Source organism: Kitasatospora sp. NPDC001664, from assembly GCF_053596675.1.
Window position 1 is genome coordinate 242,632 of the sequence record NZ_JBSFGS010000008.1, and the last position, 18,649, is coordinate 261,280.

Below are 18,649 nucleotides of genomic sequence, written 5' to 3' on the forward strand. Positions count from 1 at the left end.
GGGGTGTACGAGAACTGCACCGCCCCGGCCTGGGAGGACCGGGGCGGCGGTGGATCAGGGCCTGCGGAGCGCGTCGGCCGCGCCGTGCCCGCCCAGCAGCGACTGGACGCCGTCCAGGTCGGAGCCGGTGGACTTGCCCCGGACGGCCGGCTGCTGCTTGCTGCCGGCGATCTCGGCCTCCAGCAGCAGCTTGCCGAGCAGCGCCGGATCCGGCAGCTCCATCGGGTACTCGCCGTCGAAGCAGGCCCGGCAGAGCTTGTCCTTGGGCTGGGTGGTGGCCTCGATCATGGCGTCGATCGAGATGTAGGCGAGCGAGTCCGCACCGAGGGTGCGGCCGATCTCCTCCACCGTCATGCCGTTGGCGATCAGCTCCGCGCGGGTGGCGAAGTCGATGCCGAAGAAGCACGGCCACTTGACCGGAGGCGAGGAGATCCGGATGTGGACCTCGGCCGCGCCGGCCTCGCGGAGCATCCGGACCAGCGCGCGCTGGGTGTTGCCGCGGACGATCGAGTCGTCCACGACCACCAGGCGCTTGCCCTGGATGACCTCGCGCAGCGGGTTGAGCTTGAGGCGGATGCCGAGCTGGCGGATGGTCTGGCTGGGCTGGATGAAGGTGCGGCCCACGTAGGCGTTCTTCACCAGGCCGGAGCCGTACGGGATGCCGCTGGCCTCCGCGTACCCGATCGCGGCGGGGGTGCCGGACTCGGGGGTGGCTATCACCAGGTCGGCCTCGACGGGCGCCTCCTTGGCCAGCCGACGGCCCATCTCCACGCGGGAGAGGTGCACGTTGCGGCCGGCGATGGTGGTGTCCGGGCGGGCCAGGTAGACGTACTCGAAGACGCAGCCCTTGGGCTTGGCCTCGGCGAAGCGGGAGGTCCGCATGCCGTTCTCGTCGATGGCGATCAGCTCGCCGGGCTCCACCTCGCGGATGAAGGAGGCGCCGCAGATGTCGAGCGCCGCCGTCTCGGAGGCGACCACCCAGCCGCGCTCCAGGCGCCCGAGCACCAGCGGGCGGATGCCCTGCGGGTCGCGCGCCGCGTAGAGGGTGTGCTCGTCCATGAAGACCAGCGAGAAGGCGCCCTTGACCTTGGGCAGCACCTGCTTGGCGGTCTCCTCGATGGAGAGGTCCGGGTAGCCCGCGAGCAGCGCCGTCACCAGGTCGGTGTCGTTGGTCGCGGCGGACCGGCCGGAGCGCGAGACGTGCTCCTCACCGGGCAGCTCGGCGACCATCGCGGCGAGCTCCGCGGTGTTGACCAGGTTCCCGTTGTGACCGAGCGCGAGCGAGCCGTGCACGGTCGCCCGGAAGGTCGGCTGGGCGTTCTCCCAGACCGAGGACCCGGTGGTCGAGTAGCGGGCATGTCCGACGGCGATATGCCCGTGCAACGACCCCAGGGAGGTCTCGTCGAAGACCTGGGAGACGAGCCCCATGTCCTTGAAGACGAGAATCTGGGAGCCGTTGCTCACTGCGATGCCCGCGGATTCCTGACCGCGGTGCTGCAGGGCATAGAGGCCGAAGTACGTGAGCTTGGCGACCTCCTCGCCGGGAGCCCAGACCCCGAAGACGCCGCAAGCGTCCTGGGGGCCTTTCTCGCCGGGAAGAAGATCGTGGTTGAGTCTTCCGTCACCACGTGGCACGTCAACGAGTCTAGGGCAGTTCCGTACGCCTTCCCGAACGGGGGACGGCGCGGTTATTGGGCGATCGGATAGCAACGCGCGTAGACAAAACCCCTTACCGGGGTGGGGCTTTTCCCGGACACAATTCGTTGAATGCGCGGCTCGCCTTGGCGTACGCGGACTCCGGCCTTTCCCGATCATCCGCGCGGCCCCCGGCGGGGGGCGCGGACGTGACGCTGCTCACGCGGCCGGGACGAGGAGCTGCCAGACGCCCGGATGGAGGGTCCAGACCCGGGTGCGGACCGGACCGACCCGGCAGCCGTCGGCCTCGTAGCCGAAGCCGCGGCCGGCCACCGCGAGGCGGGCGGCGCGCAGGGTGCGGGGGCCCTCGGGGGTGTGCAGGCGCAGCTCCATCTCGCCGGCCCCGGCAGGCAGGCTGACCTGGAGGCGGTGCACGGCGTGCGGGAGGTCGGCGAGCAGGCGGCCGTCGGCCTCGATCCGCAGGCGGTGGGCGTCCGGGACGGGGGAGGTCCCCTGCTCGGCCGCAGCCAGTTTCGCCCATAGCGAACGCAGTGCCCCCGGGCGGCCGGTCCAGTCGCCGTGCACCCGGACCTCGCCGAGCACCACCCCGCCGCCGTCGTCCACCAGCAGGTCGAGCTTGCGGGCGCTGCCGCAGAGCACCGCCCGGGCGGCCGCCACCGGCTGGGCGGGGACGCCGAGCGCGCGGGCCGAGGCCACCGCCTCGGGGCGGCCGACCGGGACCACGCCCAGCGGGTCGGAGCCCAGGTCGCGCTGGCGGTGCAGGGCCTGGAGCACCCGTTGCAGAGCCAGATCGGAACCGATCACCACCGGTCGCCGTCGGCCCCGGTGCGCCAGCATCCGGTCGAGTTCGGACGGGCTCTCGGGCAGCGCCAGCTTCACGTCGGCTCCGCCGGCGAGCACGTCCCGGGCGATCCGGACCGACTCGCCGTCGGCCCGCCGGGCGGCCGGGTCGAGGAGGAGCAGCAGCTGGCCCGGCGCGCCCGGGTCGGCGGCACGGCCCTCGGGCGTGGACACAGACGACACGACCCGTCCTTCCTCAGGTAATCTCTCGGTGCAAGAGCCCCTTGCGCTATTGCGCCAGGGGCTTCGTCTATCTCGGGGCAGACTGCGGCCTACGCAGGATGCCCCAACCCGAAGGGGTGTACGCCTGTGCCGGCACTCGTGATCGTTGGTGCCCAGTGGGGAGACGAGGGCAAGGGGAAGGCGACGGACCTGCTCGGCGGCTCCGTCGACTACGTCGTCCGCTACCAGGGCGGTAACAACGCCGGTCACACGGTGATCATCGGCGATCAGAAGTACGCCCTGCACCTGCTGCCCTCCGGCATCCTCAGCCCGAACGTCGTCCCGGTGATCGGCAACGGCGTCGTGATCGACCCCGGCGTGCTGCTCTCCGAGCTCAACGGCCTGAACGAGCGCGGCATCGACACCTCGAAGCTGCTGATCTCGGGCAACGCGCACCTGATCACGCCGTACCACCGGACCCTGGACAAGGTCACCGAGCGCTTCCTCGGCAAGCGCCGGATCGGCACCACCGGCCGCGGCATCGGCCCGACCTACGCGGACAAGATCAACCGCGTCGGCATCCGGGTCCAGGACCTCTTCGACGAGTCGATCCTGATCCAGAAGGTCGAAGCGGCGCTGCACGACAAGAACCAGCTGCTGGTCAAGCTCTACAACCGCCGTGCCATCCCGGCCGACCTGGTGGTGCAGGAGTACCTGGGCTACGCCGACAAGCTCAAGCCCTTCCTGGCCGACACCACGCTGGTGCTCGACGAGGCGCTGAAGGCGAACAAGGTGGTCCTGCTGGAGGGCGGCCAGGGCACCCTGCTCGACGTCGACCACGGCACGTACCCCTTCGTCACCTCCTCGAACCCGACCGCCGGCGGCGCCTGCACCGGGTCCGGCATCGGCCCGACCAAGATCGACCGGGTCATCGGCATCCTGAAGGCGTACACCACCCGGGTCGGCTCCGGCCCGTTCCCGACCGAGCTGCTGGACGCGGACGGCGAGGCGCTGCGCCGGATCGGCGGCGAGCGTGGTGTCACCACCGGCCGTGACCGCCGCTGCGGCTGGTTCGACGCGGTGATCGCGCGCTACGCGACCCGGGTGAACGGCATGACCGACTTCTTCCTCACCAAGCTGGACGTGCTGACCGGCTGGGAGCAGATCCCGGTCTGCGTCGCGTACGAGATCGACGGCAAGCGCGTCGAGGAACTCCCGTACAACCAGAGCGACTTCCACCACGCCAAGCCGATCTACGAGAACTTCCCCGGCTGGACCGAGGACATCTCGAAGGCGAAGACCTTCGCCGACCTGCCGAAGAACGCGCAGGCCTACGTGAAGGCGCTGGAGGAGATGTCGGGCGCCCCGATCTCCGCGATCGGCGTCGGCCCCGGCCGGACCGAGACGATCCAGATCAACTCCTTCATCTGATCCGGTAGTTGAGCGCAGGGCCCCACCTTCGGGTGGGGCCCTTTGCTTTTGCACTAGTGCATAGTGCCCTTGCTGCTAGTGCAAAGCGCGGCTAACGTACCGGGACATGACCGCGAAGCTGCCCTCCCCCACCGTCCTGACCGGCCGTCACGTCCGGCTGGAGCCGCTCACCACCGCGCACGCGGCCGACCTGTTCGAGGCGGCCGGGGGCGACGAGGAGGTGTTCCGCTGGATCCTGGGGCCGGTGCCGGGCACGCCCGGGGAGATGGTGGCGGCGGTCGAGGCGCGCACCGGGGACGCGGACTGCGTCCCGTTCGCGGTGGTCCCGGTGGAGACCGGGCGGGCGATCGGCATGACCTGCTACTTCGACGCCTCGGCCGAGCACGAGCAGCTGGAGATCGGCGGCACCTGGTACGCCCGGTCGGCCTGGCGGACGGCGGTGAACACCGAGTCCAAGCTGCTGCTGCTCACCCACGCCTTCGAGGAGCTCGGCATGGGCCGGGTCTTCTGGAAGACCGACCACCTCAACCAGCGCTCGCAGGACGCCATCCGGCGCCTGGGCGCGCAGTACGAGGGGACCCTGCGCCGGTCCCGCCAGCGCCGGGACGGCAGCTGGCGGGACAGCGTGTACTTCTCGATGCTCGCGGACGAGTGGCCGCTCGCGAAGAACGTCCTGACGGGCCGTCTGGCCCGGGGCTGATCCCTACTCCATGCCCGCCAGCACCAGCGGCAGGCGGTCGGCCCCGCCCGCGACCAGCTTCACCGGGACGCCCCAGTCCTGCTGGTGCACGTGGCAGGCCGGGTACTCGATCTCCGGGTCGTCGTCGCAGGAGGCGGCCATCGCGGAGACGTGCAGCACGCCCTCGGTGAGCTCGCCGTTGAGCACCAGCTCGCGGGTGAGGTCGCTCTCCGCGCCGGCGCCGGAGAGCAGCAGCTCGGGCGGGGTGGAGGAGACCAGCAGCCGGGTGGACGGGCCGTAGCGCTCGTCCAGCTTCTGGCCGGTGGGGGCCTGGAAGACCACGTCCAGCCGGAGCGGGCCCGGGGCCACCTCGGTGGCGGCGCGCTGGGTGCGGTGGGCCACCGCCTCGACCCGGACGGCCTCCTCGGGGAGCCGGAGCCGGGTGAGCCGGTGCCGGGCCGACTCGACCACCACGATGTCGCCGCCGACCAGCACCGCGCCGGAGGGCTCGCGCAGGTCGGTGGCGAGGGTGGTGACCTCGCCCGTGGAGGGGTCGAAGCGGCGCAGCGCGTGGTTGTAGGTGTCGGCGATCGCCACCGAGCCGTCCGGGAGGACGGTCACCCCGAGCGGGTGCTGGAGCAGGGCCTGGCCGGCCTCGCCGTCGCGGTGGCCGAAGTCGAACAGGCCGGTGCCGACGGCCGTGTGCACGGTCTGGGTTTCACGTGAAACCCAACGGACCGCCGAGGTCTCGGAGTCGGCGACCCAGAGCTTCTCGCCGTCCGCGGAGACCGCCAGACCGGAGGGCTGGGCGAACCAGGCCTCCGCCACCGGGCCGTCCACCAGGCCCTCGTTGGTGGTGCCCGCCGCCACCGCGACCTCACCGGACGCCGGGTCGTAGGCCCAGAGCTGGTGCACGCCGGCCATCGCGATCCAGACCCGGCCGTCGAAGAAGGCCACGTCCCAGGGCGAGGAGAGGTCGACCTCGCGGCCGGGGCCCGAGGTGGGCGAGCCCTGCCACCACTGCTTGCCGGTGCCGGCCAGCGTGGTCACCGAGCCGTCGGCCAGACTCACCCCGCGCAGCGCGTGGTTGACCGTGTCGGCCACCACCACGTCGTAGCCGAGGCCCTCCGGGGCCAGCGCCAGGCCCGAGGGCTCGCTGAACCGGGGCGCGGTGCCGTCGGTGAAGCCGCGCTCGCCGTCGCCGATCCGGCGCACCACCGTCTCGCCGTCCTCGGCCAGCTCGACCAGCGAGTGGTGGCCCGAGTCGGCGACCAGGTAGTGCCCGTTCGGCAGCAGGACCGCCTTGCCCGGGAACTTCAGGTCCCCGGCGACCGGCTCCGGCGCGACGTACGGGCCGTCGCCGCGGCGCAGGGTGCCCTTGGCGGCGTGCTCCTGCTCCAGCTCCTCGACCAGCTTGGCGATCGCGTGCGCGTGCCCCTCGCCGGCGTGCTGGGCGACCACGTACCCCTCCGGGTCGATCACCACCAGCGTCGGCCAGGCCCGGACGGCGTACTGCTTCCAGGTGACCAGCTCCGGGTCGTCCAGCACCGGGTGGTGCACCTCGTACCGGGCCACCGCGTCCACCACGGCCTGGTGCTCGGCCTCGTGGACGAACTTGGGCGAGTGCACGCCGACGATCACCAGGGTGTCGCGGTGCTTCTCCTCCAACTCCCGGAGTTCGTCCAGGACGTGGAGGCAGTTGATGCAGCAGAAGGTCCAGAAGTCCAGGACCAGGATCTTGCCGCGGAAGTCAGCCAGCGACAGGTCCTTGCCGCCGGTGTTCAGCCAGCCGCCCTTCCCCACGAGTTCGGGGGCGCGGACACGAGCACGAGTAGCCATGCCCCCATCCAACCGCATGGGGGCACGGCCGCATTCCTCGTGCGGGCGGTGGCTACCAGTTGCCCCAGGTGCCGGTGGACCAGAGCGGCTGGCCGGTCTGGGAGTAGAGGACGAAGTTGCCGTCGTCCTGGACCTTGGCGTAGGCGTTGGGCTGGTTCCTGGTCGGCAGGGTCCAGCTGATGTTGTGGGTGTTCATGTCCCGCAGGTACAGGTTGCCGTGGATGTTGTTCACCGTGAGGCCCTGGCCCGGCCGGTTCCAGGTCCCGGTGGACCAGAGCGCGGCGCCGTCCCGCTTGCGGTAGAGCACCACGTTGCCGTCCTGCTGGTTGAGCAGCCAGACCGAGTTCGACCGGACCCACTGCCCGGGCTCCAGGACCCGGCTCTGGTTGACGACGCCCTCCCGGGGCGTGCCGTTGCCCTGGACCGCCGCGCCGAGACCCGTCCCGGGGTTCCAGTAGGTGGAGTTGTCGCCGACCCGCAGCCAGCCGCCGAGCATGGTCAGGGTGGCCCCCGGGTGGCCCCAGCTGCGGGTGCTCCAGAGCGCGCCGGCGCCGTTCTGGCGGTAGACCACGAAGTTGCCGTCCTCCTGCATGACGGCGTACGCGGACCGGTTGCCGTAGGTGCCGCTGGCCCAGACCGCCGGGCCGAGGTCGCCCTGGTCGTTGACCAGCCGGAGCACCAGGTTGCCGTCCTCCTGCATCACCAGCGCGGCCTCGCCGCTGACCAGGGCCTCGCCCGGCTCCAGCCGCTCGCCGGACCCGAGGGTGGCGAACTCGGCCTCGGCCGCCGAGGCGGTCACGGCCGGAGCCGCGACGGCCAGCAGGACGGCGCTGAGCAGGGCGGCCGCGGCGCGGCCGAGAGTGTTCGTCCGCATGGTGCGGAGCCCCCAAGGAGATCGTGGGTCCACGGAACCTCCGTGGACCCACGATTTCTACACTGCGGCCCGGACGGGCCGTCAGGCGGGGGTGATCACCAGTTGCCGTAGGTGCCGCTGGCCCAGATGGGCCGGCCCTGGCCGTTGTACAGCACGAAGTTGCCGTCGTCCTGGACCTTGGGGGTCGCGCCGCTCGGGTCGGTGACGTGGTTGGACCAGAGCGTCCCCGCCGGTCCCTGCATGCGCCACACCGAGAGCTCGCCGGTGTTGTAGCTGACCGTCGTCACCGCGCCCGGGTACCTCCACGTGCCGGTGGACCAGAGGCCCGCGCCGTCCCGCTTGCGGTAGAGCACCAGGTTCCCGTCCAGCTGCATCACCAGCCAGACCGAGTTGGAGGCCACGTACTGGCCGGAGGCCAGCCCGCCCATGCGGTCGAACACGGCCCGGTGGCCGGTCCCGCTCTCCCACCGCCGGGGCGACCCGTTGACGTAGAACGAGCCGTCCAGCAGCTGGACGTACGCGCCCTGCGATCCCCAGGTGCCGCTGGACCAGAGCGCGTCGCCCGGGCCGCTGCCGTTCTGACGGTAGATCACGAAATTGCCGTCCGCCTGCATGACGGCGTACGCACCCCAGTTGTTGTACGTCCCGCTCGCCCACAGCGGGACGGCGTTCTGGCCGTACGAACCGACCAGGTACAGCACCAGGTTCCCGTCCCCCTGCATCACCAGGCGGGACTCCCCGCTGCTGATGCTCGCGCCGGGATCCAGCCGCTGGCCGGCCCGCAGGTAGGCGGAGTCCGCGGCCGCGGCCGGGGTGGCCGACAGCGCGGGCACCGCGGCGGCGAACACGGCCGCGCCGATCAGGGCGGCGGCCCTTCTGAGCATGGTCTTGCGCATTTCCTCGGACTCCCCGATGTCGGTCTGACGGTCTACCAGTTGCCCCAGGTCCCGGTGGACCAGAGGGCCCGGCCCGCGGCGTCGTAGACCACGAAGTTGCCGTCGTCCTGGAGCTTGGCCCTGGCCTGGGTCCGGACGTCGACGCCGTTGGACCAGATCCGGCCCTGCCGGGGGTCGCTGACCAGGAACTCGCCGGTGCCGTAGGGCAGGCCCGCCGTGGCACCCGGGTGGTTCCAGGTACCGGTGGCCCACAGCGCCTGGCCGTCCCGCTTGCGGTAGAGCACCAGGTTCCCGTCCGACTGCATCACCAGCCAGACGGACTTCGAGTCGGTGCGGGAGCCGGAGCCGAGGCCGGTCACGTTGTCGGGCGTGCCGTAGCGGCTGGTACCGCTCTGCCAGCTCCGGTGGCCGATGGTGGCGCTGGTGACGTAGACCGTCCCGTCCAGCAGTTGGAGGCGTGCCCCCGGGCTGTTCCAGGTGCCGCTGGACCAGAGCGCGTCGCCCGGGCCGCTGCCGTTCTGACGGTAGATCACGAAATTGCCGTCCGCCTGCATGACGGCGTACGCACCCCAGTTGTTGTACGTCCCGCTCGCCCACAGCGGGACGGCGTTCTGCCCGGACGGACCGACCAGGTACAGCACCAGGTTCCCGTCCCCCTGCATCACCAGACGGGACTCGCCGTCGGCCAGGCTCTCCCCCGGGCCCAGCCGCTTGCCGGCCTCCAGGTACACCGGGCCGGCCGCGGCGGCCGGGGTCGTGGTCAGGGCCGGGACGGCCGTGGCCAGCAGGGCGGCTCCGAGCAGCGCGGCCGCCCGTCCGCGCAGCGTCTTCCTCATGGTCGTGATCCCCCTCGTGTGTCGGCCCCTTTCCTACACCGGGCACGGACGGACGCCGACACCGGGGGGCCGACGACGCGTCAGCGGATCAGGTGGGGGAGGAAGCGGGCGCCCTGGTGGGTGATGGGGGAGTCGTCGGTCTCGCGGATGCCGAGGCCGGCGGCCTCGCCGTCGACGACCCAGGTCCCGAGGACCGGGCGGTTGCCGTCGAAGTCGGGGAGGGGGCAGAGCTGCTGGTAGCAGAAGCCCTCCTTGCCGTAGCGGTCCGGGTCGCCGGCCCACTCGGCCAGCCTGGTCTCGTGGCCGTCGGGTTCGACGATCCGCACGCCCGCGCCCTCCCGGCCGAGCAGCGGCTTCATCGCGTAGCCGGTGGCGGCGAGTTCGCGGGGGCCGTCCAGGTAGGCGGGGAGCAGGTTGGGGTGGCCGGGGTTGAGCTCCCAGAGGACCGCGAGCAGCGCCTTGTTGGAGAGCAGCATCTTCCACGGCGGTTCGATCCACAGGGTGTTGCCGGTGGAACCGCCCAGGTCGACGCCGGAGAGCAGGGCGGGGGTGAACTCCTCCTCGGTGAGCCACTCCCAGGGGTAGAGCTTGAAGAGCGAGCGGATGTAGCGCTGCTCCAGGTCGACGAAGCGGCCGGTCAGGCCGTCCAGGCCGATGTCCTCGACGGCGATGCCGATGGTCTCCAGGCCGGCCTGCTCCGCGGTCTCCTGGAGGTAGAGGGTGGTCATCCAGTCCTCGCCCTCGGTGTCGCCGCGGGAGTGGGCGAAGTGCACGGGGCCGGGCGGCAGCAGGTGCTTCTGCCGCTCCCAGGAGGCGACCAGGCGCTCGTGCAGCGAGTTCCACTGGTCGGCGCCGGGGAAGAGCTGCTCCATCCAGAACCACTGCGGACCGGCCGCCTCGATCAGCGAGGTCGGGGTGTCCGCGTTGTACTCGAACAGCTTGGCCGGGCCGGTGCCGTCGTAGGCCAGGTCGAACCGGCCGTAGACGGAGGGCTGCTCGTCGCGGCGCCGCCAGGACTCGGCGATCATCGCCGTCACCCGGGGATCGGTCAGGCCGTAGTCGGCGTACCGCTCCGTCCGCACCACGTGGTCGGCGGCCTCCAGGCAGAGCTCGTGCAGCTCCTCGACCACCTCCTCCAGTGCCTCCACCTCGGGCAGCGAGAACTCGTAGTAGGCGCTCTCGTCCCAGTAGGCGTGCGGGCCGCCCTGGTTGCAGGGGTCCTGGCAGACGGCGTAGATCAGGCCCTGGGACTCGACGGTGGGCTGCCAGTCGGGGCGCGGGGTGATGGTGTGACGGCGCATCGGCTGCTCAGCCCCCGCCGGAGCCGGAGGAGCCGGACGGGCAGCCGAAGCCGCCGCGCTTGGTGTCGGCCTTGACGAAGGTGCCGCCGGTGGCGCTGAGCGAGCCGGAGCCGCAGTAGTACCAGCGGCCGGCCGAGGTCTTGCTGTCGGTGCAGGAGTGGTTGTCCAGCACCTTGAGGCTGCCCGGGTCGACGCAGCGGCGCGGGGCGCTGCTGTTCGAGGAGCAGCTCGTCAGTGCGAGGGCCAGCGTGCCGACCATGCCCAGCGCGACGAAGCCCGATCTGCGGCGGTCGGGGACGGGAGTGGAGGTCATGGCGGGAGATGCTACTGGGAAGGGTCCCAAAGGGAACCCGATGGGATATCTTTTGCCGATCCTTGAGCCAGGGATTCCGACTCTTTCCACTCCGGGGGGCCACCCAGTGAACGACATCGTCAACGGCCTCGGCGCCGCCGCCGTCTTCGGGGCGGTGGGCGTGGTCCTGCTGCTGCTCGGCGTCGGCCTGGTGGACCTGCTGACCCCCGGGAAGCTGAGCCACCAGATCTGGGTGGACCGCAACCGCAACGCCGCCCTGGTGCTCAGCTCCGCACTGCTCGGGATCGGCGGGATCGTCTTCACCGCGATCATGTACACCTACGACGACTTCGGCAAGGGCCTGGCCACCACCGCGGCCTTCGGCGTGCTCGGCCTGGTGCTGATGGCGGTGGCCTTCTGGCTGCTGGACGTGCTGACGCCGGGCAAGCTGGGCGCCATCCTGGTCGACCCGGAGCCGCACCCGGCGGTCTGGGTGACCGCCAGCATGAACCTCGCGGTGGCCGCGATCATCGCCGCCTCGATCGCCTGACATCGCCTGACGTCGCATCGCGCACAGGACCCCCTGGAGCCTCTGCTCCAGGGGGTCCTGTCGTTCCGTCGGCGCCGCGGCGTCAGCCCTCCAGGAAGGCCTTGAGGGCGGCGGCCAGCAGGTACGGGTCCTCGGCGCCGCAGAGCTCGCGGGCGGAGTGCATGGAGAGCGCGGCGATGCCGCAGTCCACCGTGGTGATGCCGAGGCGGGCCGCGGTGATCGGGCCGATGGTGGTGCCGCAGGGCATCGAGTTGTTGGAGACGAAGGTCTGCCACGGCACGCCGGCCTTCTCGCAGGCGGCGGTGAAGACGGCGCGGCCGAGCGCGTCGGTGGCGTACCGGTTGTTGACGTTGACCTTGAGGATCGGGCCGCCGTTGGGCAGCGGCTGGTGGCCGGGCTCGTGGCGCTCGGTGTAGTTCGGGTGGACGGCGTGGCCCATGTCGGACGAGAGGCAGATGGTCCCGGCCAGCGCGCGGGCGCGGTCCTCCGGAGTGCCTCCCCGCGCGTAGACACTGCGCTCCAGCACGTTCCCAAGCAGCGGGCCCTGGGCGCCGGTGTCGGACTCGCTGCCGGTCTCCTCGTGGTCGAAGGCGGCCAGCACCGGGATGCAGCCGGGCTCGCCGCCGGCCGTGGCCACCGCGGCCAGCGCGGCGGTGCCGGCGTGCACCGAGAGCAGGTTGTCCAGCCGCGGAGCGGCGAGCAGCTCGCGGTCCTTGCCCAGGTACGCGGGCGGCTGGACGTCGTGGGTCATCAAGTCCCAGCCGATCACGTCGGAGGCGGCCAGACCGGCCCGCTCGGCGACGTACTCGATCAGGGAGCCCTCGGTGACCTTGCCCAGGCCCCAGATCGGCGTGAGGTGGCGCTGCTTGTCGAGCTTCATGCCGTCGTTCACCTGGCGGTCCAGGTGGATGGCGAGCTGCGGCACGCGCAGCAGCGGCTCGTCCAGCTGAACCAGCGTCACGCTGCCGTCGCGCAGGGCGAGTCGGCCGGAGAGGCCGAGGTCGCGGTCCAGCCAGGTGTTCAGCGGGACGCCGCCGTAGATCTCCACCGCGACCTGCCGCCAGCCGGCCGAGCCGGTGTCCGGCACCGGCTTGACCCGCAGGTTCGGCGAGTCGGTGTGGGTGCCCACCACCCGGAACGGGGTCTCGGGGCCCGCGCCCTCCGGCACGTACCAGGCGATCAGCGCGCCGCCCCGGACCACGTACCGGCCGCCGGCCGCGGCGTCCCAGGCATCGGTCTCGGCCACCCGGCGGAAGCCGGCCTTCTCGAGCCGCTCGGCCGCGCTGGCCACCGCGTGGAACGGCGACGGCGATGCGCTGAGGAAGGCGATCAGGTCGTCGGTGTGCGTTCGGTCGAAGGAGGCCGGGCGGACGGCGGTCGACATGCTGCTCCTGGGTCGAGGGAGGGCTGAAGCCCGATGGGGGACCGGTCTTCGCACCCGAGCATATGCCCGTACACGGACATGACGCTGTGAACTCAACAACGGTGACACAACGGTGAAGCGCTCGTTGCCTTTCCCCCAGTCCGCTCCCCGGAATCCGTCGTTCCGGCCCTCGAAGCCGTGCCCCGATCCGTTCTCCTCCCGGCCCCAGGGGGCCCTCCGCCCGCGCGAGGCGGTGCGCCGTCTCCGCCCCCCGACCTCCGATTGTGCCGGTTCCGGCCCCAACTGACTGAGCATCCACAACAATTCACCCGGAACGGCCCGCCCACTCGACCGCGGGCCGCCTGGGGGGACGAGGGTGTCCGTGATGCGCAGGAAGAGCCCGTGGCCGGACGCCGGCGGGCCGCCGGAGGGCCACCCGCCCGGACGGTCCGCGGCGGCCCGGCGGCAGCGGGTGGTGCTGGTGGTCGCGGTGGTCTCGGCCGTGCTGTCCACCGGCGGGCTGGCGGCCACCACCCTGGTGAAGTCCCCGGCGGAGCGCGCGGCCCGGACGGCCCCGCCGCCCCGCACCCTGCTCACCGTCCCGGCCGTCAGCCGGGTGCTCAACCCCTCGGTGACGGCGCGGGCCTCGGTGTACCCGCCCACGCGGTACGACGTGGTGCCGACCGCCGCGTCGACCGAGGTCATCCAGCTCTTCCTGTCCAAGGCGGGCGCCAGGGCCGGCGACACGGTGACCGGCGGCCGGCTGCTCGCCGAGGTGTCCGGCCAGCCGGTGTACGTCCTGAGGGGCGCCGTGCCCGCGTACCGCGACCTGAAGCCCGGGTCCAGCGGTCCGGACGTGGTCGAACTACAAGAGGCCCTGGGCGAGTTGGGGCACTCGACCGGTTCGGACGAGAAGGGGACCTTCGGCCCCGGCACGAAGACGGCGGTCACGGGGTTCTACCGCCGCCTCGGGTATCCGGTCCCGGTCACCGGCCCCGCCACCCAGCAGGCGGTGGACGCCGCGCAGAAGGCGGTGGACACCGGTCGGCAGACGGTGGACGCCCTGGTCGCGCAGCGGAACTCCGGCCGGCCGGCCGGGACGCCGTCCGAGCAGCCGTCCGTCGGAGCCGGCCTCGACCAGCAGATCGCCGCCGCCAGGAAGCAGGTGACGGCCGACCAGGCGGCGCTGGCCCGGGCCGTGGCGGTGAACGGCCCGATGGTGCCGGCCGCCCACGTGGTCTTCCTGCCCGCCCTGCCGGCCACCGTCACGGCCGTGAACGGCTCGGTCGGGGCCCCGGTCGCGGGTGCCCTGCTCTCGCTCACCAGCGGCGGACTGACCGTCACGGGCCAGCTGCCCCCGGCCCAGGCGGCCGCGGTCAAGGCCGGCATGGCGGTCGAGGTCCTGGACGAGGAGACCGGCACCAAGCTCACCGGCAGGGTCGCCGAGCTGGGCGCGCCGACCACCACCCCGCCGGCCGGCAAGGTGATCGCGCTCGGCGGGGCCGCCGCCGGTCAGAACGCCGGTGGCGCCGCCCCCGCGCCGGCCCAGGGGGGCGGGGCCCCGGCCGGCCCCTCGTACATCCCGGTCACCGTGACCCCCGACAGCCCGCTGCCGGCCGCGCTGAGCGGCAGGAACGTCCGGATCACCATCCTCAAGGACACCGTCGGCCGGCCGGTCACCGCCGTCCCGGTGGCGGCGGTCTTCACCGACACGGCCGGACGGACCGCCGTCAGCACCGTGGGGGCCGGCGGTCTGCGGGCCGACGTGCCGGTCACCACCGGCGTCAGCGCCGACGGCCTGGTCGGCGTCGTCCCCGACATCGAGGGTGCCCTGAAGCCCGGCGACCAGGTGGTGGTCGGCTCATGAGCCCGGCCACCGGGGCGCCCGCCCCGACCGCCGGTACGCCGACCGAGGCGGCCGGTCCGCCCGCCCGGACCACCGGCGCGCCCGCGGACGGGCCTCCCGTCATCCGGCTGGCCGGCGTCGGCCGCAGCTTCGCCGGGCAGCCGCCCGTGGTCGCGCTGCGGCCCGCCGACCTGACGGTCCGCCAGGGCGAGTACGTCTCCGTCACCGGGCCGTCGGGCTCGGGGAAGTCCACCCTGCTGCACCTGCTCGGCCTGCTCGACACCCCCACCGAGGGGCGGTACGAGCTCGACGGCATCGACACCGGCGCGCTGCGCGACCGCGACCGGTCCACGCTGCGCGGGCGCCGGATCGGCTTCGTCTTCCAGTCCTTCCACCTGCTGCCGCACCGCACCGCCGAGGAGAACGTGGTGCTGGCCCAGGTCTACAACCGGGTGCCCCGGGCCCAACGGGCCGGGGCGGCCCGGGAGGCGCTGCGGCTGGTCGGGCTGGGCCACCGGCTGGGCGCGCTGCCGACCACCATGTCGGGCGGCGAGCGCCAGCGGGTCGCCATCGCCCGGGCCCTGGTGAACCGGCCGAGCCTGCTGCTGTGCGACGAACCGACCGGGAACCTGGACTCCGCCAACGCCGAGGCGGTGCTCGCGCAGTTCGACGGGCTGCACGGCCAGGGCTACACCCTGGTGGTCATCACCCACGACCCGGCGGTGGCGGCCCGGGCCGGCCGGCAGGTGGCGATCCGGGACGGCGTGCTCTCCGAGACCTCGGAGGTGGTCCGCTGATGGCCCGTCACCCGCTGCCGGAGCCCGGCTCCCGGCTCGGCCCGCGGGACCTGTGCGCCGAGGCCCTGGCCGGCATCCTCCAGCGCCCCGGCCGGTCGGTCCTCACCGTGCTGGGGACGGTGCTCGGCATCGGCGCCTTCGTGGCGGTGCTGGGCCTCACCGCGACCGCCTCCGGACGGATCGGCGAGCAGTTCGACCTGACCAGGGCCACCACCGTGAACGTCGCCGACCGCCCGCGGACCGACGGCGTCCGCCCCGGCACCAACCCGCCACCGAGCTTCCCCGAGGACGCGGACGCCCGTCTCGCCGGGATCGACGGCGTCACCGCGGCCGGCGTCTGGTGGCCGCTCCCCGCCAACCCGGTGCTCTCGGCCCGCCCCACCGAGGCGCAGAGCGCCGGCACCGGCCTCACCGTCTTCGCGGCCACCCCGGGCGCGGTCGCCGCGATGGCCCCCACGCTGGTGGGCGGCGTGACCGTGGACGCCTTCGCGCAGCGGACGGCGCAGCCGGTGGTGATGCTCAGTCAGGCCGCCGCCAAGCGGCTCGGGGTGAGCCGGCTGGAGGTGCAGCCGGCCGTCTTCCTGGACGGGCTGCCGTACACGGTGATCGGGATCTACTCGGACGTCCAGCGGCTGCCCGCCACCCTGCTCGGGGTGATCGTCCCGGCGAGCACGGCGCTGGAGCGCTACGGCAACCCCGGCACCGAGCCCGACCGCAGCGCCCAGGGGCTGATCGCCACCCGCACCGGCGCGGCCGCGGTGGTGGCCGAGCAGGTCGCGACCGCCCTGCGCCCGGACTCCCCCGGCTCCTTCGCCGTCACCCCGCCGCCCGATCCGCACGGCCTGCGCGACCGGGTCACCTCGGACCTGACCGGGCTCTTCCTGGCGCTGGCCGCGATCTGCCTGCTGGTCGGCGCGGTGGGCATCGCCAACACCACCCTGGTGGCCGTGCTGGAGCGCACCGAGGAGATCGGCCTGCGCCGCGCGCTCGGCGCCAGGACCAGGCACATCGCGGGCCAGTTCCTCACCGAGTCGACCGTGCTGGGCACCCTCGGCGGCCTGGTCGGCACCAGCCTCGGCGTGCTGACGGTGCTGGTGGTGGCGGCCGCCCGGGACTGGACGGCGGTCATGCACCCGGCCACCACCCTGCCCGCTCCGCTGATCGGCTCGGTGACCGGCCTGCTGGCCGGCCTCTACCCGTCGCTGCGGGCGGCCCGCACCGACCCGCTGAAGGCGCTGCGCGGCGGCGGCTGACCCCGGGCGCGATCCGCGGGAACGCACCGCGGGGCCCGGTCCAGTCGGACCGGGCCCCGGGTGCTGAGGGTGTGTCAGGCAGTCTTCCGGGCGAGGCCTAGAAGGCCTCCTCCGCCAGCTCCATGAGCTCGTTGTCGATGCCCTCGGCGATCAGGCGCTGCGGGGTGACCGTCGGCAGGACGTTGCGGGCGAAGAACTTCGCGGCCGCGACCTTGCCCTGGTAGAACGGCACGTCCTTGGCGGTGGCACCGGCCTCCAGCTTGGCCAGCGCCACGGAGGCCTGACGGAGCAGCAGCCAGCCGACCACCACGTCGCCCGAGGCCATCAGCAGGCGGGTGGTGTTCTGGCCCACCTTGTACATGTTCTTGACGTCCTGCTCGACCGAGGAGAGGTCGGCCAGCAGCTTGCCGACGATCGCCTCCAGGTCGCCGGCCGCCTTGCCGAGCAGCTCGCGCTCGGCCGCCAGGGCCTCGCCGCCCTCGCCGGTGGCCAGGAACTTCTTGATCTGCTCGGAGACCACGGTGAGCGCCTGGCCGCCGTCCTTGACGATCTTCCGGAAGAAGAAGTCCAGGCCCTGGATCGCGGTGGTGCCCTCGTACAGGGTGTCGATCTTGGCGTCGCGGATGTACTGCTCGATCGGGTACTCCTGCAGGAAGCCGGAGCCGCCGAAGGTCTGCAGGGACTGGGCGAGCTGCTCGTAGGACTTCTCCGAGCCGTAGCCCTTGACGATCGGGAGCAGCAGGTCGTTCAGGCGCTCGGCCGCGTCGTCGTGCTCGCCGCGCAGGCGGGCGGCCATCACGTCGTCCTGGACGGAGGCGGTGTAGAGCACCAGGGCGCGCATGCCCTCGGCGTACGCCTTCTGGGTCAGCAGCGAGCGGCGCACGTCCGGGTGGTGGGTGATGGTGACGCGCGGCGCGGTCTTGTCCAGGAACTGCGAGATGTCGGCGCCCTGCACGCGCTCCTTGGCGTACTCCAGCGCGTTCAGGTAGCCGGTGGAGAGGGTGGCGATGGCCTTCGTGCCGACCATCATCCGGGCGAACTCGATGATCTTGAACATCTGGCGGATGCCGTCGACGGTCTCGCCGACCAGCCAGCCCTTGGCGGGGTGCTTGGCGCCGAAGGTCATCTCGCAGGTGTTGGAGGCCTTGAGGCCCATCTTGTGCTCGACGTTGGTGGCGTAGGCGCCGTTGCGCTCGCCCAGCTCGCCGGTCTCCCAGTCGAAGTCGAACTTGGGGACGATGTACAGGCCCAGGCCCTTGGTGCCCGGCTTGCCGCCCTCGGGGCGGGCCAGCACCAGGTGGATGATGTTCTCGGACATGTCGTGCTCGCCCGAGGTGATGAAGCGCTTGACGCCCTCGATGTGCCAGGAGCCGTCCTCCTGCTTGATCGCCTTGGTGCGGCCGGCGCCCACGTCAGAACCGGCGTCCGGCTCGGTCAGCACCATGGTGGCGCCCCACTGGCGGTCGACCATGTGCTTGGCGACCTTGTGCTGCTCCTCGGTGCCCTCGTCGTAGACGACGCCGGCGAAGGCCGGACCGGAGGAGTACATCCAGATGGCGGGGTTGGAGCCCAGGATCTGCTCGGCGTAGGCCCAGATCAGCGAGGACGGGGTGACCTGGCCGCCGATCGCCTCCGGGATGCCCAGACGCCACCACTCGGCGTCCATGTACGCCTGGTAGCTCTTCTTGAAGGTCTCCGGGATCGGAGCGGTGTTGGTCTCCGGGTCGAAGACCGGCGGGTTGCGGTCGGTGTCGGCGAAGGAGGCGGCGAGGTCGTTCTCGGCCAGCCGGGAGATCTCGCTGAGGATGTTCTTCGCGGTCTCGACGTCCATGTCGGCGTACGGACCGGTGCCGTAGACCTGGTCACGACCGAACACCTCGAAGAGGTTGAACTCCACGTCGCGCAGGTTGGACTTGTAGTGACCCATGACCGTTTCTCCGGTTCGTCGCTTCCGCGGGTCCGCCACCTTCGAGCGCCCCACTTACCCACCAGTAGGCACCATGATGCTACCCGTAAGTAACATGCACAAGCCCC

Annotated in this window: 16 protein-coding genes; 6 read left to right on the forward strand and 10 right to left on the reverse strand. The window is 72.2% G+C overall.

All coding sequences use genetic code 11. From position 1 onward, the window contains the following. Positions 1 to 54: 54 nt before the first annotated feature. On the reverse strand, positions 55 to 1,635 hold the full coding sequence (purF, locus tag ACWCYY_RS14290; protein ID WP_345290659.1) for an amidophosphoribosyltransferase: 1,581 nt from the start codon (positions 1,633 to 1,635) through the stop codon (positions 55 to 57). A gap of 219 nt (positions 1,636 to 1,854) precedes the next feature. Continuing rightward, positions 1,855 to 2,679 carry a diacylglycerol kinase family protein gene (locus tag ACWCYY_RS14295; RefSeq protein ID WP_345290658.1) on the reverse strand — a complete coding sequence of 275 codons (825 nt, stop codon included), beginning with the start codon at positions 2,677 to 2,679 and terminating at the stop codon, positions 1,855 to 1,857. 126 nt (positions 2,680 to 2,805) lie between these two features. On the opposite strand from ACWCYY_RS14295, the gene ACWCYY_RS14300 reads away from it, so the two are divergent. Both ACWCYY_RS14300 and ACWCYY_RS14305 read left to right on the forward strand, forming a co-directional pair. Continuing rightward, complete coding sequence (locus ACWCYY_RS14300; RefSeq protein WP_449796164.1) at positions 2,806 to 4,089, forward strand: adenylosuccinate synthase; 1,284 nt, start codon at positions 2,806 to 2,808, stop codon at positions 4,087 to 4,089. Between the two features lie 106 nt (positions 4,090 to 4,195). Beyond that, positions 4,196 to 4,789: a GNAT family N-acetyltransferase gene (locus ACWCYY_RS14305; protein WP_345290656.1), complete on the forward strand. Its 594-nt coding sequence runs from the start codon at positions 4,196 to 4,198 to the stop codon at positions 4,787 to 4,789. Between the two features lie 3 nt (positions 4,790 to 4,792). Here the strand turns inward: ACWCYY_RS14305 and ACWCYY_RS14310 are convergent, their stop codons facing one another. From ACWCYY_RS14310 to ACWCYY_RS14335, 6 genes are all read right to left on the reverse strand, one after another. Further along, entirely contained in the window at positions 4,793 to 6,607 is a 1,815-nt protein-coding gene (locus tag ACWCYY_RS14310) for an NHL domain-containing thioredoxin family protein (protein ID WP_345290655.1), read from the reverse strand. 52 nt (positions 6,608 to 6,659) lie between these two features. Further along, the gene (locus ACWCYY_RS14315) at positions 6,660 to 7,481 is read right to left on the reverse strand and encodes a hypothetical protein (RefSeq protein ID WP_449796165.1); all 822 of its coding nucleotides are present in this window, start codon (positions 7,479 to 7,481) and stop codon (positions 6,660 to 6,662) included. A 95-nt stretch (positions 7,482 to 7,576) separates the two neighbouring features. Beyond that, on the reverse strand, positions 7,577 to 8,377 hold the full coding sequence (locus tag ACWCYY_RS14320; protein WP_449796166.1) for a hypothetical protein: 801 nt from the start codon (positions 8,375 to 8,377) through the stop codon (positions 7,577 to 7,579). A gap of 32 nt (positions 8,378 to 8,409) precedes the next feature. Then, positions 8,410 to 9,213 (reverse strand): hypothetical protein, encoded by an 804-nt coding sequence (locus ACWCYY_RS14325; RefSeq protein ID WP_449796167.1) that lies wholly within the window; start codon positions 9,211 to 9,213, stop codon positions 8,410 to 8,412. A gap of 80 nt (positions 9,214 to 9,293) precedes the next feature. Further along, positions 9,294 to 10,514 carry a glutathionylspermidine synthase family protein gene (locus ACWCYY_RS14330; protein ID WP_345290651.1) on the reverse strand — a complete coding sequence of 407 codons (1,221 nt, stop codon included), beginning with the start codon at positions 10,512 to 10,514 and terminating at the stop codon, positions 9,294 to 9,296. Between the two features lie 7 nt (positions 10,515 to 10,521). Further along, the gene (locus tag ACWCYY_RS14335) at positions 10,522 to 10,827 is read right to left on the reverse strand and encodes a hypothetical protein (RefSeq protein WP_345290650.1); all 306 of its coding nucleotides are present in this window, start codon (positions 10,825 to 10,827) and stop codon (positions 10,522 to 10,524) included. Positions 10,828 to 10,933: 106 nt separating this feature from the next. On the opposite strand from ACWCYY_RS14335, the gene ACWCYY_RS14340 reads away from it, so the two are divergent. Continuing rightward, positions 10,934 to 11,356, forward strand: coding sequence for a DUF350 domain-containing protein (locus ACWCYY_RS14340; protein ID WP_345290649.1), 423 nt, complete (start codon positions 10,934 to 10,936; stop codon positions 11,354 to 11,356). A gap of 82 nt (positions 11,357 to 11,438) precedes the next feature. Here ACWCYY_RS14340 and ACWCYY_RS14345 read toward each other — a convergent pair whose 3' ends face one another. After that, the gene (locus tag ACWCYY_RS14345; RefSeq protein ID WP_345290648.1) at positions 11,439 to 12,740 is read right to left on the reverse strand and encodes a M18 family aminopeptidase; all 1,302 of its coding nucleotides are present in this window, start codon (positions 12,738 to 12,740) and stop codon (positions 11,439 to 11,441) included. A gap of 364 nt (positions 12,741 to 13,104) precedes the next feature. On the opposite strand from ACWCYY_RS14345, the gene ACWCYY_RS14350 reads away from it, so the two are divergent. Genes ACWCYY_RS14350 through ACWCYY_RS14360 form a run of 3 tightly spaced genes read left to right on the forward strand, consistent with a single transcriptional unit; the run spans position 13,105 to position 16,615 of the window. Next, positions 13,105 to 14,586, forward strand: coding sequence for a peptidoglycan-binding protein (locus tag ACWCYY_RS14350; RefSeq protein ID WP_449796168.1), 1,482 nt, complete (start codon positions 13,105 to 13,107; stop codon positions 14,584 to 14,586). Continuing rightward, the gene (locus ACWCYY_RS14355) at positions 14,583 to 15,362 is read left to right on the forward strand and encodes an ABC transporter ATP-binding protein (protein ID WP_449796169.1); all 780 of its coding nucleotides are present in this window, start codon (positions 14,583 to 14,585) and stop codon (positions 15,360 to 15,362) included. The genes ACWCYY_RS14350 and ACWCYY_RS14355 overlap by 4 nt, the downstream gene beginning before the upstream one ends. Next, complete coding sequence (locus tag ACWCYY_RS14360) at positions 15,362 to 16,615, forward strand: ABC transporter permease (protein WP_345290645.1); 1,254 nt, start codon at positions 15,362 to 15,364, stop codon at positions 16,613 to 16,615. Before ACWCYY_RS14355 ends, ACWCYY_RS14360 begins: the two co-directional genes overlap by 1 nt. A 97-nt stretch (positions 16,616 to 16,712) precedes the next feature. On the opposite strand, the gene ACWCYY_RS14365 is transcribed toward ACWCYY_RS14360, so the two are convergent. Further along, complete coding sequence (locus tag ACWCYY_RS14365) at positions 16,713 to 18,542, reverse strand: acyl-CoA dehydrogenase (protein ID WP_345290644.1); 1,830 nt, start codon at positions 18,540 to 18,542, stop codon at positions 16,713 to 16,715. Between the last annotated feature and the right edge of the window lie 107 nt (positions 18,543 to 18,649).

Excerpts from the sequence above, each read along its gene's own strand:
- ACWCYY_RS14305 (WP_345290656.1), top strand. The coding sequence starts at position 4,196 with ATGACCGCGAAGCTGCCCTCCCCCACCGTCCTGACCGGCCGTCACGTC.
- ACWCYY_RS14310 (WP_345290655.1), bottom strand. The coding sequence starts at position 6,607 with ATGGCTACTCGTGCTCGTGTCCGCGCCCCCGAACTCGTGGGGAAGGGC.
- ACWCYY_RS14315 (WP_449796165.1), bottom strand. The coding sequence starts at position 7,481 with ATGCGGACGAACACTCTCGGCCGCGCCGCGGCCGCCCTGCTCAGCGCC.
- ACWCYY_RS14320 (WP_449796166.1), bottom strand. The coding sequence starts at position 8,377 with ATGCGCAAGACCATGCTCAGAAGGGCCGCCGCCCTGATCGGCGCGGCC.
- ACWCYY_RS14325 (WP_449796167.1), bottom strand. The coding sequence starts at position 9,213 with ATGAGGAAGACGCTGCGCGGACGGGCGGCCGCGCTGCTCGGAGCCGCC.
- ACWCYY_RS14330 (WP_345290651.1), bottom strand. The coding sequence starts at position 10,514 with ATGCGCCGTCACACCATCACCCCGCGCCCCGACTGGCAGCCCACCGTC.
- ACWCYY_RS14335 (WP_345290650.1), bottom strand. The coding sequence starts at position 10,827 with ATGACCTCCACTCCCGTCCCCGACCGCCGCAGATCGGGCTTCGTCGCG.
- ACWCYY_RS14345 (WP_345290648.1), bottom strand. The coding sequence starts at position 12,740 with ATGTCGACCGCCGTCCGCCCGGCCTCCTTCGACCGAACGCACACCGAC.
- ACWCYY_RS14350 (WP_449796168.1), top strand. The coding sequence starts at position 13,105 with ATGCGCAGGAAGAGCCCGTGGCCGGACGCCGGCGGGCCGCCGGAGGGC.
- ACWCYY_RS14355 (WP_449796169.1), top strand. The coding sequence starts at position 14,583 with ATGAGCCCGGCCACCGGGGCGCCCGCCCCGACCGCCGGTACGCCGACC.
- ACWCYY_RS14360 (WP_345290645.1), top strand. The coding sequence starts at position 15,362 with ATGGCCCGTCACCCGCTGCCGGAGCCCGGCTCCCGGCTCGGCCCGCGG.
- ACWCYY_RS14365 (WP_345290644.1), bottom strand. The coding sequence starts at position 18,542 with ATGGGTCACTACAAGTCCAACCTGCGCGACGTGGAGTTCAACCTCTTC.